This is a genomic window from Mesorhizobium sp. L2C084A000 (assembly GCF_000502875.1).
Taxonomy (GTDB): domain Bacteria; phylum Pseudomonadota; class Alphaproteobacteria; order Rhizobiales; family Rhizobiaceae; genus Mesorhizobium.
On the sequence record NZ_AYWX01000007.1, the window covers coordinates 152,738 to 168,567 of the forward strand.

Below are 15,830 nucleotides of genomic sequence, written 5' to 3' on the forward strand. Positions count from 1 at the left end.
TGTACATTTTTAACCAAGCGGCTGGGCCTCAATTGCCGGCCAATTCGCGCGCTCTAGCTCCCGGCAGGCGGCAACCCCTCAAAGAAGCCGCAGTGGCCGGCGCGGATCATCATTCATCCGGCAACCTGCGCCGGCCATTTTGGCGTTAGGCCTGTCAAATATATAACCGCCTTTATGTAGGCGATCGTGTAGTTGTCGGACCTCAATGAACGCCCGTTTTGGACAGCAGGTTTAAAACCAGCACTCCAGCCAAGATCAGGCCCATGCCGACAAAACCTGCCACGTCGGGCCGTTGCCCGTAGACAATCCAAGCGACCAGCGCGACCAGAACAATGCCGCCGCCCGCCCATACTGCATAGGCAACGCCGACCGGTATGCGGTCCAGCACCTGGGACAGAAAGAAAAACGCCGTGGCGTAACCGAGCAGCACCAACATCGACGGGCCAAGCCTGGTGAAGCCTTCCGAGGCCTCATCGCGCTGGTCGCGATGACCTCACCGACAATAGCCAGGGCAAGAATGGCATAAGCTGGCATTCGATGAACCTCCAGTGGCGGGAGGCATCTAATGATCAGAACGCTACGATGGCGTCACGTTCACTTTCCCGTGATCGTGCCTCGCCGCGAGCGGCGCAGAGTCTCGTCGATTGCAAGGGCGCGCGCCTGTCCGATGAGGCCCACCCAGCTACACTCCGGGCTGCGTCGCTCCTGTTAATTAGCTAGAGCGAATATAAGTGAAAGGTGATATTTTCGAAGCAGCCGGGGCTCCCCCAATACACCCCGCTCCGGTCAGGCCCGGTGGCGGTCCACCCAAAGGAAGGCTACCGGGCCGATCCCTGCAACCAACCGGTGACCCGCTCGTTGACCCATGCCGGGTTGATCCCCCGGCACTCCAGGACCTGCCCGCTGCCGAGGGGCGGCGGGCCTTTTTTACCGATTGGGTTCAAGCCTGCAGCGATAGCGAAGGCGCCGGCGGACTCCGGGACCTTCGCGTTGCAGGTCTCGTCAGAAGTGGATCCAGAAGGATCTGCGGAAACACCTGCGGCGCCAGGAACCGTGGCGCCAATAGCGACGGCAAACCCGCCTCCACCCGCGTCGACGACGGCGGCGGTGCCACCTGCGGTGCCGCACGAACTCGACGCCGTCCTGGACATCGGGACCATCCGGGTCGAGAATGTCGTCGGACGGTTTGTCGAGCTCATCGAGAATGCCCGGCCCCGTATTGGGGATGCCGGCCAAGGCGGTGGCAGGACGCGCGATTGCGACGACGGTCGCAGCCCCTGCCAGCCCAAGCATTCTAGTCAGAAACAATCGCCGATCCATGCCAATCTCCATCGTTGATCATTGCAACAAGGGAAGACATAGCGCGTCAGATTGACGCGCCCAGATGCCGAAGAAAATTGGATCAATCGCTCTGCTGTGCCGGCGGTGGGCCTATTTAGCGATCTCTGACAATCCACGCGGCCAAATGCGCCTGTTCCCGGGGATCATTCCTCCGACAAGCCGGTCGCCGTTGCGTCCGTTTCGATGCTCACCGGCACGCCCTGGCGCAGGGAGTTGCTGACCGTGGAAATCGCCGCGGCCCTTGTGATGATCTCCGCCGGGTCGGAGCCGTCCAGCGTCGTGCAGGAAACCGTCATGGTTGACGAAGTCGCGAGCAAAGGCTTGCCTTCGAGGTTCAGCGTCACGGTCACGGCGATCTTGTTGAGCGTTATGCCCATTTCCTCGGCAACGTAGCGAAGGTCGTTGCAGAAGTAGCCGCCGATCGCCAGGGCGAGCAGCTGGCCGCCATTGAAGCCCAGGCCCATGCCGCCGGCCTTGCCTTCGGGCCGGTCGACGATGATCGTGTGGCCGCCGGCCCAGCCCATGGCCGCCTGCGTGCCCCCCATATTGCGCAGTTCGACGCTCATCGAGACCATTTGTGGACGTCCTCCCGGCAGGAGTCGACCAGGCGTCGGGCCTCGTCGACGTAGGGTCATTATGCAGCCGCAGAGGTGCCCCTGTCGCTGAGCAACGCCGCTCCCGCCATGTCATCAAGGATCGGACAATCCGGCCTTTCGTCGCCGTGGCAGGCATGGATCAGTTTCTGCAGCGTCGAGCGCATCGACTGCAACTCGCGCACTTTCTCCTCGATCGCCGTGACATGGGCGGCGGCGATTTCGCGCACGTTGTGGCTGGCGCGGCTGCGATCCTGGTAAAGCGCCATCAACTGGCGGCAATCGTCGATGGAAAAGCCCAGATTGCGCGCGCGGCGCAGGAAGGCCAGCCGATGGATGTCGTCTCCGGAATAATCGCGGTAGCCGTTGGCGGCCCGCGCCGGGGCGATCAGGCCGATCTCTTCATAGTAGCGGATAGTCTTGGCCGGCAGGCCGGAGCGGTGGGCGGCGTCACCGACATTCATGACGGTTCTCCTCGATTTCCAGGAGCCCATGGAGCAGGCCCCTTGAATTTGCTTCACAATCCTGTGAGTCCTGTTGCCAAAATGCCATAGTGATACGCTTACCGGTACGTCAAGGCAGGCATATAGGCATCGCGCGCTTGGCAAGCAAAGCAAATGCCAGCATGAATGACGATGAGAGAGCGGCCGACTCGTGCCGCCGAAGTTGGGCGGGGCACCGGATCACCTGATGCGCATGAAGTCGTTTGCAATCATCGCCGCACTGGCGCTCTCCACTGCTATCGCCGGTTGCAGCACCATCGGCTCGCAGATCTTCTCCAACGACTACGGCGCGGTCACCGACGCCGGTTATCAGCTGCCGCGGATCCCGATCGAGAAAGTGCCGATGAAGTACCATCGGCAGGAAGTGAACTACGACAGCCCGGAAAAGCCGGGCACGATCATAGTCGATACGCAGAACAAGTTCCTCTACTTCATCGAGGGCGACGGCAGGGCCATTCGCTACGGCATCGGCGTCGGCCGCGAGGGCTTCGAGTGGCATGGCACCGCCCACATTGCGCTCAAGCGCGAATGGCCGACCTGGACACCGCCGAGGCAGATGATCCAGCGCCAGCCGGAATTGGAAAAGTTTGCCGGCGGCATGGAGCCGGGCCTGAAGAACCCGCTCGGCGCGCGCGCCATGTACCTGTTCAACAAGGGCGGCGATTCGGGCTATCGCCTGCATGGCAGCCCGGAATGGAATTCGATCGGCAAGGCTATGTCGTCTGGCTGCATCCGCCTAATGAATCAGGACATTATCGACCTCTATGACCGCGCCTCGGTCGGCGCCAAGGTCATCGTTCTCTAGAGGCAGTTTTCGTACGCGGACCGTCTAGGCAACAACGGACGTCCCAAGCAGAAAACCGGGCAATTCGGCCCGGTTTTTTGTTGTTTGCCTCTAATGCCTCGAGAAGGAGGTCTCTACGAGACCTGCTCGACCTGCTGCACTTCCGGCACGAAATGGCGCAGAAGGTTCTGGATGCCGTGCTTCAGCGTCGCCGTCGAGGACGGGCAGCCGGCGCAGGCGCCCTTCATGTGCAGGAACACCGTGCCGTTCTCGAAGCCGCGGAAGGTGATGTCGCCTCCATCCTGGGCGACCGCCGGGCGCACCCGTGTATCGAGCAGTTCCTTGATGGTGATGACCAGCTCCTCGTCGGCCTTGTCGTAGAACTCACCGGTCTGGCTGGTCTCTGCGGCCGGGCCAGCCTTGGCCATGACAGGCGCGCCGGACATGAAATGCTCCATGATGGCGCCGAGGATCGCCGGCTTCAGATGCTGCCAGTCGGGGCCATCCTTGGTCACGGTGATGAAGTCATAGCCGAAGAAAACGCCGGTGACGCCAGGAATTTCGAACAGCCGGCCGGCCAGCGGCGAGGCGACGGCGGCGCTGTCGGCATCGCGGAAATCGGCGGTGCCTTCCAGAAGCACTTCCTTGCCGGGCAGGAATTTCAGCGTCGCCGGGTTTGGCGTCGATTCGGTCTGGATGAACATGGCCGTCTCCGTGCCCGTTTGGGCATCTAGTTTGGAACAATTCTAAATAGGCTCAATTGGATGGACATTCAAGCGAAACGCATCGCCGGAACGGCTGGCTGGCGGAATGTTTTTTCGCGCCCAAAATCGGAGCGGCATCACCTGAAGAGCAAAATCTCAGGCCAGGCTGTCTATTTCCTCGTCCGACAGGTTCTGCGGCACGACAGTCACCGGGATCGGGAAGGCGGCACCCTTGCCGGCCACGGCGCCGACCAGCGGCCCCGGGCCTTCCTTGCCCGCACCGGCGGCCAGCACCAGGATGGCGATGTCCTGGTCTTCCTCGATCAATTTGTGGATCTCTTCCGTCGGCTTGCCTTCGCGCACCACCATCTCGGGCTCGATGCCGAGCTTCTGGCGCACCTTGTTGGCATAGCTGTCGAGTGCGGCGCGCGCCGTGGCGTTGGCTTCCTCGCGCATGATCTTCTCGACACCCAGCCAATGCTGGAAATCGTCCGGCACGATGACATAGAGCAGCACCAGCGTGCCGCTGGTGCTCTGCGCCCGTTTCGAGGCATAGGCGACGGCGCGCTCGCATTCCGGCGTGTCGTCGATGATCGTCAGGAATTTCCTGCGATGGCCGGCTTCGCGGCTGAGGCGTTTGGAGACCATGTCTATCTACTCGGTGTCGTGCGGCCGCAATCTGCCACTGCGGGGGACCGGCGGCAAGCCGCCGGCCTTGTGCCAGTGCACCCGATGTCGCGATCAGCCCTGCAGCAGGCCGATAATGTCGCGCACCGTCTTCATCGTCGCTTCGGCCAGCACGCCGGCGCGCTCGCCGCCATCCTTGAGCACCGCGTCGACATAGGCGCGGTCATCCGAAATGCGGCGCATCTCGCTGGCGATCGGCGCCAGTTTTTCCACTGCAAGATCGGCCAAGGCCGGCTTGAACACGGAAAACTGCTGGCCGGCGAATTCCTTGAGTACATCCGCCTTCGACATCTCGGCGAGACCCGCATAGATGCCGACCAGGTTCTCCGCCTCGGGCCGGCCGGCCAGGCCGTCCAGCTCGCTCGGCAACGCTTCCGGGTCGGTTTTGGCCTTGCGAATCTTCTTCGAGATGTCATCGGCATCGTCGGTCAGGTTGATGCGCGACAAATCCGACGGGTCCGATTTGGACATTTTCTTGGAGCCGTCGCGCAGCGACATGATGCGCGCCGCCGGCCCACCGATGACCGGCTCGGTCAGCGGGAAATAGCCGTTCACGGTCTCTTCGCCGACCTGCATCTCGACGCCGATGCCAAGGGCCGCGATGCGGTCGGAGAAGTCGTTGTTGAATTTCTGCGCGATGTCGCGTGTGAGTTCCAGATGCTGCTTTTGGTCCTCGCCCACCGGCACGTGGGTGGCACGGTAGAGCAGGATGTCGGCAGCCATCAGCGAAGGATAGGCTAGCAGGCCGAGCGACGCGTTCTCGCGGTCCTTGCCGGCCTTGTCCTTGAACTGCGTCATGCGGTTCATCCAGCCGATGCGCGCCACGCAATTGAAGATCCAGGCGAGCTCCGCATGCTGCATGACCCGCGACTGATTGAAGACGATGTGCTTCTTCGGGTCGATGCCCGAGGCCAGGAACGCAGCGGTGATCGACCGCGTCTGGTCGGCTAGGTCTTCATGAACGAGTTGAGCTGTCAGCGAATGCAGGTCGACGACGCAATAGATGCAATCGGAGGTGTCCTGCAGGGCGACGAATTTCTTGATGGCGCCGAGATAGTTGCCGAGGTGCAGATTGCCGGTCGGCTGGACACCGGAAAAGACGAGTGGCTTGAAGGCGGTCATGATTGTCCTCATGGCTTGTGGAGGGCCGTATAAGTGTGATTCCGAAAAGTTGCAGACTTTTCGGAGCCAATCACGCGGCTGGAAACCGCGCGCGGCGAAAGTCTTGCGACGGCGCGCTTATGGACGAGAGCGGTGAGAGGATCAAGAGGCCATTGGGCCTTGGAGCAGACTACAAGGAACAGAGACAAGAAACCGGGAGTGTCTCAGTTTGAAATTTGAAATATGCAAAAGCACCTATATGCTTCGCGGAAAGCAGGGGCCGGAGACTTGGCGCGAGTTTGGAAGATTGTACGCCACGGGGCGCCCGATCAATGGGAGGATTCCATCCCAGAGAAGTCGCTGGCCGAAGGGCAATTAGTCGTGCTTCTATCGCGGCTAGCCGCGAGCCATCTGCCACCCGTCGCCACGACCCCATTGCCACGAAACGCTCCGCGCTTCACTACGTCGCTCACTGTCAAAAACGACCGCTTTGGCAACAAGCACTTCATCATGTACGCGAGCGGCAGCCGGGTGCATTACATAGCGACCTTGGAGGAGACGCCTTGAATGCCCACCGGATCTGAAGGTCAGAAGCGCCCCGCCGGCGTGGTCGGTATGCAAGAGGCACTGCAGCGCAGGCGCAGCCGCGAGACGCCGCTGGAGACCGCGGCACGGCTTCGGGCCGAACTCGGAATTGAACTGAGGGGGCAGGCGCGCAACACCTTGCCACCCTCCGTCTACGACGAATTGTCTGGAGAAGACTAATGTTTGTCGAAGCAGCCGCTATCGTCGCAATGAGGGGTGGGACATTGCAATAAATTCCGGCTCACGGATCTGGAGACTGTTCCCTAGTCGGCGGCGATCCTTTCCGTCCGACATTGCGCCGGATCATCCCGAAATCGGCGCCGCCGGTGGCAAACGCGGTGATGAAATAAAGCAGCGCCCCACCGGCAACCAGCGACAGCAGCGTCGCCGCCTTGACCACCAGCGGCGAGCCCGGCCCAAGCCTGATGGCGAACCAGTGTTCGGCAAAATAGAGCGCAGCGCCCATCACCACGGCGGACAGCACCAGACGTGGAATGCGCTTCATCAGCGGTACGTCGCGGCCCCAATGGCCGCGCCGGATCAAGACGCCGAGCAGCATCACCGCGTTGACCCAGCCGGCGACGGCCGAGGCCACCGCAATGCCGGGCGCCCCCATCCGTGGAAACAGCGTCAGCGCCGTGGTGACGTTCACCGCCACCGAGATGGCGGCAAAGATCATCGGCGTGCGCGTGTCCTCGCGGGCGAAATAGCCTGGGGTGAACGCCTTGATCAGCACGAAGGCCGGCAGGCCGAGGCCGAAGATCGCCAGGATCGCCGCCACCGTCGGCGTCGATCCGTTGGCGGCGAACGCGCCGCGCTCATAGACCAGCCGCACGATCGGCTCAGACATCACCCAGAGTGCCGCGGCTGCCGGCAAGGTCAGGAACAGCGTGAACTCGACCGAGCGGTTCTGCAGATTGGCCGCCTCGATCAGATTGCCCGACTTCAGCGCCCGCGACAGTTCGGGCAACAGCACGATCGCCACCGCAACACCGACCACGCCGAGCGGCAACTGGTAGATGCGGTCGGCATAGGCGAGCGAGGACACCGCGCTGTTCTGTGCCGAGGCGATCGCCGTGCCGATCAGCTGGTTGATCTGGGTGATGCCGCCGGTGATGGCCGCCGGCAGCGCCAGGATCAGCAGCCGCTTGACCGCGGGCGTCATTTTCGGCCGGCGGAAGCCGATCGAGATGCCGGCGTGGCGCACCGCCACCCAGACGATCGCCAGTTGCACCAGTCCGGCGGCAAGCACGCCCCAGGACAGCCCGTAGCCGACGGTGAGGGCATCCGAGCCCTTGTACCAGGCATAGGCGAGCACGCCGATCAGGATGATGTTGAGGAACACCGGGGCCACCGCGGCGGCGAAATAGCGGCGCAGCGAATTCAGCATGCCCGCCATCATCGCGCCCAGCGACATGCAGATCAGATAGGGAAACATGATCGTTGCCAGCGTCACCGTGGTGTCGAACTTCCCCGGCGTGCCGGCAAAACCCGGCGCCACCAGATAGCGCACGATCAGCGGCATCGACAGTTCCATGATGATCGTCAGCGCCAGCAGCGCCGTGAACAGCACGCCGAACACTTCCTCGGAAAAGCGCTTGGCGCCTTCGGTACCGTGGGTCTCGATCTCCTTGGCGAACAGCGGCACGAAGGCGGCGTTGAAGGCCCCCTCGGCAAACAGCCGGCGAAAGGTGTTGGGAAACTGGAAAGCGGCGTTGAAGGCATCGGCAACCGGTCCGGTACCGAGTGCAGCAGCCATCAGCATCTCGCGGCCGAAACCGAGCGCGCGGCTCATCAGCGTGCCGGAAGCGACCGTTGCGAATTTCTTGACGAGGCTCATGCTTTTGGGAACTGCCTGCGCAATTGGGACAAAGTGATGGTCGTTGTCACTCGGCCGCCGCCCTGGGCTTGCCGCCGCGTTCGGGCACGATGCCTTCGAGCGTTGCCATCAGCCGATTGCGGATGGTGGCGATGCGGGCCGGGCTATCTATCTTCTGGCCAGTGAGATCGGTGACATAGAAAGTGTCGATGACCTTTTCGCCGAAGGTGGTGATGTGGGCCGATGCGATGTCGAGCGACAGGTCGGAAAGCGTTCCGGTGATCTCCGACAGCAGTCCCGGCCGGTCGAGGCCCTCGACCTCGATGACCGAAAAACGGTTCGACAGCGTGTTGCGGATTTCGGCACGCGGTGGGATCTTGAACACCTTGGAGCCGCGCCGCGGCTTGGTGCGCTTCTCGATCATTTCCGGCAGCCAGCTCTTGCCCGACAGCACGTCCTCGATTAGCCGGCCGACACGTTCGGCGCGCCGGCGCTCGTCCTCGTCGCGATCGAATTCTCTGCTGATCAGGATCGTGTCGAGCGCGCGGCCATCCGACGTCGTGAAGATCTGCGCGTCGACAATGTTGCCGCCGGCTCCGGCGCAAGCCCCGGCGATGACAGAGAGCAGGCGGGGGTGGTCCTGCGCCAGCACGGTGATTTCGGTCACCGCCTCGAACTGGTGGGTCTTGACCATGGTGGCAAGCTTGTTGCCTGACACGTCCGCTTCGCGGATGAACTCGGCATGGCGCAACTGGTCTGCGAGATCGACGGTCAAAAGGTAATTCTCGTAGTGTTGGCCGACATAGCGCTTGCGGGCCTTGTCCGGCCAGTCGGCAAGCGCCTCGGCCAGGCGCTCGCGCGCCGCCGCCGTGCGCTGCGCGCGCGACACTTCCGAAAACCCGCCGGTCAGCAGCAATTCGGTCTCGTAGTAGAGCGTGCGCAGCAGCTGGCCCTTCCAGCCGTTCCAGACACCGGGTCCGACGCCCCTGATGTCGCAGACGGTGAGGATCAAAAGCAGCTTCAGCCGCTCGACCGACTGCACGATCGCGGCAAAATCCTCGATGGTCTTGCGGTCGTTGAGGTCGCGGGTCTGCGCCGTCATCGACATCACGAGGTGGTTCTCGACCAGCCAGGCCACGGTTTCGGTATCGGCAGGCGACAGCCCCATATGCGGGCAGATCCGACGGGCGATCCTGGCCCCCGCCTCGGAATGGTCCTCCGGCCTGCCCTTGGCGATGTCGTGCAGCAGTACGGCGACATAGAGCGCTTCGCGGCTCTTCTTCAGGCTCGGCATCAGCGTGTGCGAGAGGGGGTGGACCTTTTCGCCGTCGCCGCGCTCGATCTCGGCCAGCACGCCGATGCAGCGGATCAGATGCTCGTCCACCGTGTAGTGGTGGTACATCGAGAACTGCATCATGGCGACGATCTTGCCGAAATCCGGGATCAGCTTGCCGAGCAGTCCGGCTTCGTTCATGCGACGCAGATTGAGTTCGGCATTGCGATCCGAGGTCAATATGTCGAGGAACAGCCGGTTGGCCTCCTCGTCGCGCCGCAGCGACTTGTTGACCAGGCCGAGCGAACGGGTCAGCAGCTTGAGCGCGTCAGGGTGGAATTCCAGACCGTGCTTGTCGGCGAACCAGAACAGCCTGAGCAGATTGACCGGATCGCGCTCGAACACCTGGTCGTCGGCGATGTTGATGCGGTGGTTGTCGACAATGAAATCGGAGGTGCCGGCCAGCTTGCGTTTGCGCCTGGAGAAAGTCAGGAAGATGCGGTTGAAGCCAGGAACGTGCTTGGCCTGCTCCTCCTCGAGCGCCGCGCAGAAGATGCGGGTCAGGTCGCCGACGTCCTTGGCAACGAGGAAGTAGTGCTTCATGAAGCGCTCGACCGCCGACAGGCCGGGGTGTGTGGTGTAGCCGAGCCGTTCGGCGATCTCGCGCTGGATGTCGAAATGCAACCGCTCTTCGGCCTTGCCGGTGAGGAAATGCATGTGGCAGCGTACCGCCCACAGGAAATCCTCCGCCTTCTGGAACTCGCGGTATTCGCCCTCGGTGAAGACGCCCTTGTCGACCAGTTCCTCGCCGGTACGCACCCGATAGAAATATTTGCCGATCCAGAACAGCGTCTGCAGGTCGCGCAGGCCGCCCTTGCCGTCCTTGACGTTGGGCTCGACCAGATAGCGGCTTTCGCCGGCCTTGGCATGGCGGTCATCGCGTTCGGCAAGCTTGGCCTGGACATATTCGGGGCCGGTCGTGCGCACCACCTCATGATCGAACCGCAGCATCAGTTCATCATAGAGCTTTTCCTCGCCCCACAGGAAACGTGCTTCGAGGATCGAGGTGCGAATGGTGACATCGGTGCGCGACAGGCGCAGGCATTCGTCGATGTTACGGGTGGCGTGGCCGACCTTCAGCCCCAGGTCCCACAGCATGTAGAGCATGTATTCGACTGTCTGTTCGCCCCACGGCGTCTGCTTGTAGGGCAGCAGGAACAGAAGGTCGATGTCGGATCCGGGCGCCAGCGTTCCACGGCCGTAGCCGCCGACAGCGACGACGGCCATGCGCTCCGCCGAGGACGGGTTCTTGACCCGGTAGACATGGGTGACGGCGAAATCGTAAAGCGCCCGGATGATCTCGTCCATGAGATGCGACAGCCGCGCCGCGCAGGCGCTGCCGCCGCCATCGTCCATCAGCATTCGTTCGGCAATGGCGCGCCCTTCCGCCAGTCGTCCCTTGAGCAGTTGGAGCACGCCATTGCGCGCGGCCTGCCCTGAGCCATCATCCGCCGTGGCCGCGGTCAGCGCGGTCATCTCGCGGCGCAAGGCTTCGCCGTCGATCAATTCGTCGAGCTTCAGGGAGATTCTTGCCATATATCCAGTCGGCCTTGCCGTTCGGCGGCGTCTATAGCGCGTTTTCGTGGCGCTGGGTATGGGGCGTTGAAAGCCGGTTCAAGACCCGGTTGAGCTTTGGCTCGGATAAGTAAATGGAATAACCATTCTCCGCTTCAGTCGACAGAAATCGACAATGCGCTTGCCTATCCGCCGAGCCTCGGCTTTGACCTTCGCTATGGCTGTCTTTCTGCGTTTCCCGGTCCCGGCGGCGCACTGGATATCCCGCTTTTCCCTGAGCAGGCTTGGCAATTGGAGCGCCCTGTCGCCAAGGAACTGATCTTGCGCGCAGAGCGCAGGAACAAGCTGATAGATTGTCTCGCCTCGCAAAACCGAAAACTCGGGGTTGAAGACCTTGCGCTATGGCGGCCCAGCAGGCCCGGTGACTGAGCAGGCAGGCGATCTCGCCGTCAGTCAATGGCAGCCTGTTCCGATATCCGACATTTTGCGGCAGCTGGTCCAGGTCCGGCCGATCCCGTGCGTCGATGGCCTGAACGCGTTCGAACGGGACGCCGATGCGGGCAAACTCCGCCGTCACACGGGCAAGGCGATCGGGAGACCGATCGAGATTGATGACCAGACGCTTCATTGCCAAAGAAAATCTCACCCCCGGGACGCTCGCTCTCTAGCAGGCGTGGTGTTGCCGCGTGAGACTTTTTCTGGGGGAGGATGGACGCGCCATGGACCGGAGAAGAAAAGTCGAAACAGCCCTTGACCTTCCAGTTACTGGAAGCCCTATCTCCACGTCACACGCCGATAAATCAAGGCATTTTCGAATGACGCATTCCGATCACGATCATCACGCGCATAGTAGCTGCTGCTCGACACAAGGCGCCGTGCCCACCACGAAGAGCGTCGTCCGCGATCCGGTCTGCGGCATGACTGTCGATCCGGTCGCCGGCAAGCCGACGACCGAGCATGATGGCCATCCCTATCATTTCTGCAGCCAGGGCTGCCGCACGAAATTCGTCGCCGAGCCGGAAAAATTCCTGACGGCCACCGATCCGGTCTGCGGTATGAGCGTCGATCGCGCGACAGCCAGGCACTTTGCCCGCCACGAAGGCCAGGGCTTTTACTTCTGCTCGGCCGCCTGCCAGGCGAAATTCGAGGCGGAGCCGCAAAAATATCTCGGCGACAGGCCGGCACCGCAGCCGATGCCCAAAGGCACGCAATACACCTGCCCGATGCATCCTGAAATCATCCGCGACAAGCCAGGATCCTGCCCGATCTGTGGCATGGCGCTGGAGCCGATGGGCGTGCCGACGGGCGATGAAGGGCCAAATCCCGAGCTGGTCGATTTCACCAGGCGGTTTTGGGTGAGCGCTGTCCTTTCGGTCCCCCTTCTGATCATCGCAATGGCGCCCATGATCGGCTTGATGTTTGAAGGCCTGGTCGAGGACCGGACAAAGGTCTGGATCGAACTGGTCCTGGCAAGTCCGGTGGTGCTTTGGGCCGCCTTTCCCTTCTTCCACCGCGGCTGGGACTCGCTGGTCAACCGCAGCCCCAACATGTGGACGCTGATCTCGCTCGGCGTTGGCGCTGCCTATCTCTACAGCGTCGTCGCCACGCTGTTTCCGGACATTTTCCCGCATCAGTTCCGCGGCCATGGCGGTGCGGTGCCCGTCTATTTCGAGGCTGCCGCCGTCATCGTTGCGCTGGTCTTCCTTGGTCAGGTGCTGGAGCTGCGCGCCCGTGAAAAGACCGGTTCGGCGATCCGCGCCTTGCTCGATCTGGCGCCGAAGACCGCGCGGCTGATTGCCGCCGATGGTTCCGAAAACGACGTGCCCCTCGACGCCGTCAAGGCCGGCGATCGCCTGCGCATACGCCCCGGTGACGCCGTGCCGGTCGATGGCACGGTGCTGGAAGGGCGGTCCTCGATCGACGAATCGATGATCACGGGCGAGCCGTTGCCGGTCGAGAAGGTCGAGGGCGATGCGCTGACCGGCGGCACGCTCAACAAGAATGGTGCGCTGATCATGCGCGCTGAGAAGGTTGGCGCCGAGACGACGCTGGCGCGCATCGTCGAGCTCGTCGCCAAGGCGCAGCGCTCGCGCGCCCCGATTCAAGGGTTGGCCGATCGCGTTTCTTTCTACTTTGTCCCGGCCGTCGTCCTTGTCGCGATTGTCGCTTTCACCGCCTGGGCCGTGTTTGGACCCGAGCCCAGCCTGATCTTTGCCATCGTCTCGGCGGTGTCGGTGCTGATTATCGCTTGCCCCTGTGCGCTCGGCCTTGCCACGCCGATGTCGATCATGACCGCCACCGGGCGCGGAGCGCATGCCGGTGTGCTGATCAAGGAGGCCGCAGCACTCGAACGCTTTGCTTCCGTCGACACGCTGATCGTCGACAAGACGGGGACGCTGACCGAAGGCCGGCCGAAGCTGACCGATGTCGTTGCGGCAAACGGTTTTTCCGAGGAGGAATTGCTGGCGCTTGCCGCCGGTCTGGAGAAGGGGTCGGAGCATCCGCTGGCTGAAGCCATCGTCGACGGCGCCGCTACGCGCGGCGTGACAGTTGCCGAGGCCAGCGCCTTCGAGGCGGTCACCGGCAAGGGCGTGTCCGGTTCGGTCTCGGGAAAGACGGTCGCGCTCGGCAATGCCGCGATGATGGCCGACCTTGGCGTCGACATCGCATCCATCTCGGCCAAGGCCGAGGCGTTGCAACTCGAAGGCAAGACGGCGATGTTCGTCGCTGTCGACAAAAAACTGGCCGGCATCGTCGCCGTCGCCGACCTTATCAAGGCAACGACGGCCGAGGCGATCAAGGCGCTGCATGAAAGCGGCTTGCGGATCATCATGGCAACCGGCGACAATGAACGCACGGCCAACGCGATCGCCAGAAGCCTCGGCATCGACGAGGTCCGCGCCGGCCTGCTGCCGGAACAGAAGGCAGCCCTTGTCGAGGAACTGCGCGCAAAAGGCGCCGGCGTTGCCATGGCCGGCGACGGCGTCAACGACGCACCGGCCCTTGCCGCTGCCGATGTCGGCATCGCCATGGGCACCGGCGCCGATGTCGCCGTCGAAAGCGCCGGTATCACTCTGGTCAAGGGCGACCTCAACGGTATCGTGCGCGCCCGCACGCTGGCGCAGGCGACGATCCGCAACATCCGCCAGAACCTGTTCTTCGCCTTCCTCTACAATGTGCTTGGCGTGCCGGTCGCCGCCGGCGTGCTCTATCCGCTCACCGGCACGCTTCTGTCGCCGATGCTGGCGGCGGCGGCGATGAGCCTGTCTTCGGTGTCGGTGATCGCAAACGCATTGCGGCTGAGAACATTGAAACTCTGACCAAAGCCCCCAAATACGAAACCCACTCAACAGGAGACCATGAATGACCTTGGCCAAAAAACTCGTGCTGCTGCTGATGGCGGCCGGAATGCTGGTTGCCGTCTTCCTCGAAAGTGTTCCGGCGCAAAGTGAGGAGATGAAACACGACATGGGCGCCATGGCGACGGATGCGACCAGCCCCTCGACCGAGGGCTACAAGGCAGCGATGGACAAGATGCATGCCGACATGATGGCATCTGAATATACCGGCAATGCCGATGTCGATTTCGTCAAGGGCATGATCCCGCACCATCAGGGTGCCATCGACATGGCCAAGGTCGAGCTTGCCAACGGCAAGGATCCGGAAATCCGCAAGCTGGCCGAAGGCGTCATCGCCGCGCAGGAAGCCGAGATCAAGCAGATGCAGGCCTGGCTCGCCGCCCATCCGGTGAAGTAAGTCTTCAGCCATCGCCAGCTCGGCGAGAACGCCTCTGGATTTCTCGTCCAGCCTGTGATGCGATCGGCCCAAATGGAGCCCGCCATGCCGCCGACCATCAGAACCACCAAACTGCCCTCAGGCGAAGCCGTTCAGGTGCTTGGCCAGGGCACATGGAAGATGGGCGAGGATATCAGTCGCCGTGCCGATGAGGTGAATGCCCTCAAGCTCGGCCTCGACCTCGGCATCACACTGATCGACACTGCCGAAATGTATGCCAGCGGCGGCGCCGAGGAGGTGGTGGCAGAGGCTATTGCCGGGCGCCGTGACGAGACCTTCCTGGTCTCGAAAGTTCTGCCATCGAACGCTTCGCGCGCGGGCGTGCAGCGCGCCTGCGAAAACAGCCTGAAGCGCCTGCGCACTGACCGCATCGATCTCTATCTGCTGCATTGGCCGGGCAGCGTGCCGCTGGCGGAAACGGTCGCGGCCTTCGAGGCCCTGAAAAAGGCGGGCAAGATCCGTCACTGGGGCGTCAGCAATTTCGACACCGACGAGATGGAAGAGCTGATCGGCTTGTCGGATGGCGGCAATGTCCAGACCAACCAGGTGCTCTACAATCTGGTCCGGCGCGGCCTCGAATTCGACCTGGCGCCGTGGAGCCGGCAGCGCGGCATTCCGCTAATGGCTTATTCGCCGGTCGAGCAGGGCGCGCTGGCGCGCAATGCCAGGCTGGAAGCCATTGCCGCCCGCCACAAGGCCACGGCGGCACAGATCGCCCTGGCCTGGGTGATGCATCAGGAGGGCGTCATCGCCATCCCGAAGGCCAGCAGCCAAGAGCATGTCCGCCAGAACGTCGCGGCGCTCGACATCAAGCTTACGCCGCAGGACATCGCCGATCTCGACCGTGGCTTTCCGCCACCGACGCGCAAACGCGGGCTGGAGATGATTTAGGCGCGCAGATAGCGAAGGCCGCGTTCCGTCACACCCCCCTCTGGCCTGCCGGCCATCTCCCCCGCAAGGGGGAGATAGGCAGCTTCCGCGCTCCGCTCTCCTTGCATGGTGATTGGCGAAAGCCAAGGTGACGTCCGATCTCCCCCCTTGCGGGGGAGATGCCCGGTAGGGCAGAGGGG

At 62.8% G+C, this 15,830-nt stretch carries 13 protein-coding genes and 1 pseudogene; 5 read left to right on the forward strand and 9 right to left on the reverse strand.

What is annotated here, in order from left to right; genetic code table 11:
• Positions 1-202: 202 nt before the first annotated feature.
• From X735_RS01000000165915 to cueR, 3 genes and pseudogenes are all read right to left on the reverse strand, one after another.
• Positions 203-534 (reverse strand): annotated as a pseudogene (locus X735_RS01000000165915) (SMR family transporter).
• Between the two features lie 950 nt (positions 535-1,484).
• A complete protein-coding gene (locus X735_RS149460) occupies positions 1,485-1,916 on the reverse strand; it encodes an OsmC family protein (RefSeq protein WP_023811629.1) in 432 nt (143 codons plus the stop codon).
• Between the two features lie 59 nt (positions 1,917-1,975).
• Positions 1,976-2,398 (reverse strand): Cu(I)-responsive transcriptional regulator, encoded by a 423-nt coding sequence (cueR, locus tag X735_RS149455; RefSeq protein WP_023811630.1) that lies wholly within the window; start codon positions 2,396-2,398, stop codon positions 1,976-1,978.
• A 226-nt stretch (positions 2,399-2,624) separates the two neighbouring features.
• Here cueR and X735_RS149450 point away from each other — a divergent pair, with 226 nt between their 5' ends.
• A complete protein-coding gene (locus X735_RS149450) occupies positions 2,625-3,242 on the forward strand; it encodes a L,D-transpeptidase (protein ID WP_013528066.1) in 618 nt (205 codons plus the stop codon).
• Between the two features lie 113 nt (positions 3,243-3,355).
• On the opposite strand, the gene X735_RS149445 is transcribed toward X735_RS149450, so the two are convergent.
• The 3 genes from X735_RS149445 to trpS form a co-directional block, all read right to left on the reverse strand.
• Complete coding sequence (locus X735_RS149445) at positions 3,356-3,925, reverse strand: NifU family protein (RefSeq protein ID WP_023811631.1); 570 nt, start codon at positions 3,923-3,925, stop codon at positions 3,356-3,358.
• A 156-nt stretch (positions 3,926-4,081) separates the two neighbouring features.
• Positions 4,082-4,573, reverse strand: a complete 492-nt coding sequence (locus X735_RS149440) for a universal stress protein (protein WP_013528063.1) — start codon at positions 4,571-4,573, stop codon at positions 4,082-4,084.
• 93 nt (positions 4,574-4,666) lie between these two features.
• Entirely contained in the window at positions 4,667-5,734 is a 1,068-nt protein-coding gene (trpS, locus tag X735_RS149435; protein WP_023811632.1) for a tryptophan--tRNA ligase, read from the reverse strand.
• Between the two features lie 546 nt (positions 5,735-6,280).
• Between trpS and X735_RS149425 the strand changes: the two genes are divergently transcribed.
• Positions 6,281-6,478: a hypothetical protein gene (locus X735_RS149425; RefSeq protein ID WP_050592693.1), complete on the forward strand. Its 198-nt coding sequence runs from the start codon at positions 6,281-6,283 to the stop codon at positions 6,476-6,478.
• A gap of 61 nt (positions 6,479-6,539) precedes the next feature.
• Here the strand turns inward: X735_RS149425 and murJ are convergent, their stop codons facing one another.
• Genes murJ through X735_RS1000000167585 form a run of 3 tightly spaced genes read right to left on the reverse strand, consistent with a single transcriptional unit; the run spans position 6,540 to position 11,593 of the window.
• The gene (murJ, locus tag X735_RS149420; RefSeq protein ID WP_023811635.1) at positions 6,540-8,138 is read right to left on the reverse strand and encodes a murein biosynthesis integral membrane protein MurJ; all 1,599 of its coding nucleotides are present in this window, start codon (positions 8,136-8,138) and stop codon (positions 6,540-6,542) included.
• 46 nt (positions 8,139-8,184) lie between these two features.
• The gene (locus X735_RS149415) at positions 8,185-10,986 is read right to left on the reverse strand and encodes a [protein-PII] uridylyltransferase (protein WP_023811636.1); all 2,802 of its coding nucleotides are present in this window, start codon (positions 10,984-10,986) and stop codon (positions 8,185-8,187) included.
• Positions 10,987-11,017: 31 nt separating this feature from the next.
• On the reverse strand, positions 11,018-11,593 hold the full coding sequence (locus X735_RS1000000167585) for a glycosyltransferase family 25 protein (protein WP_348625593.1): 576 nt from the start codon (positions 11,591-11,593) through the stop codon (positions 11,018-11,020).
• A gap of 187 nt (positions 11,594-11,780) precedes the next feature.
• Between X735_RS1000000167585 and X735_RS149410 the strand changes: the two genes are divergently transcribed.
• The 3 genes from X735_RS149410 to X735_RS149400 all read left to right on the forward strand — a co-directional run bounded on the left by X735_RS149410 (position 11,781) and on the right by X735_RS149400 (position 15,651).
• Positions 11,781-14,285: a heavy metal translocating P-type ATPase gene (locus tag X735_RS149410; protein ID WP_023811638.1), complete on the forward strand. Its 2,505-nt coding sequence runs from the start codon at positions 11,781-11,783 to the stop codon at positions 14,283-14,285.
• A gap of 43 nt (positions 14,286-14,328) precedes the next feature.
• Entirely contained in the window at positions 14,329-14,721 is a 393-nt protein-coding gene (locus tag X735_RS149405) for a DUF305 domain-containing protein (RefSeq protein WP_023811639.1), read from the forward strand.
• 84 nt (positions 14,722-14,805) lie between these two features.
• Positions 14,806-15,651: an aldo/keto reductase gene (locus tag X735_RS149400; protein WP_023811640.1), complete on the forward strand. Its 846-nt coding sequence runs from the start codon at positions 14,806-14,808 to the stop codon at positions 15,649-15,651.
• The last annotated feature ends 179 nt before the right edge of the window (positions 15,652-15,830 follow it).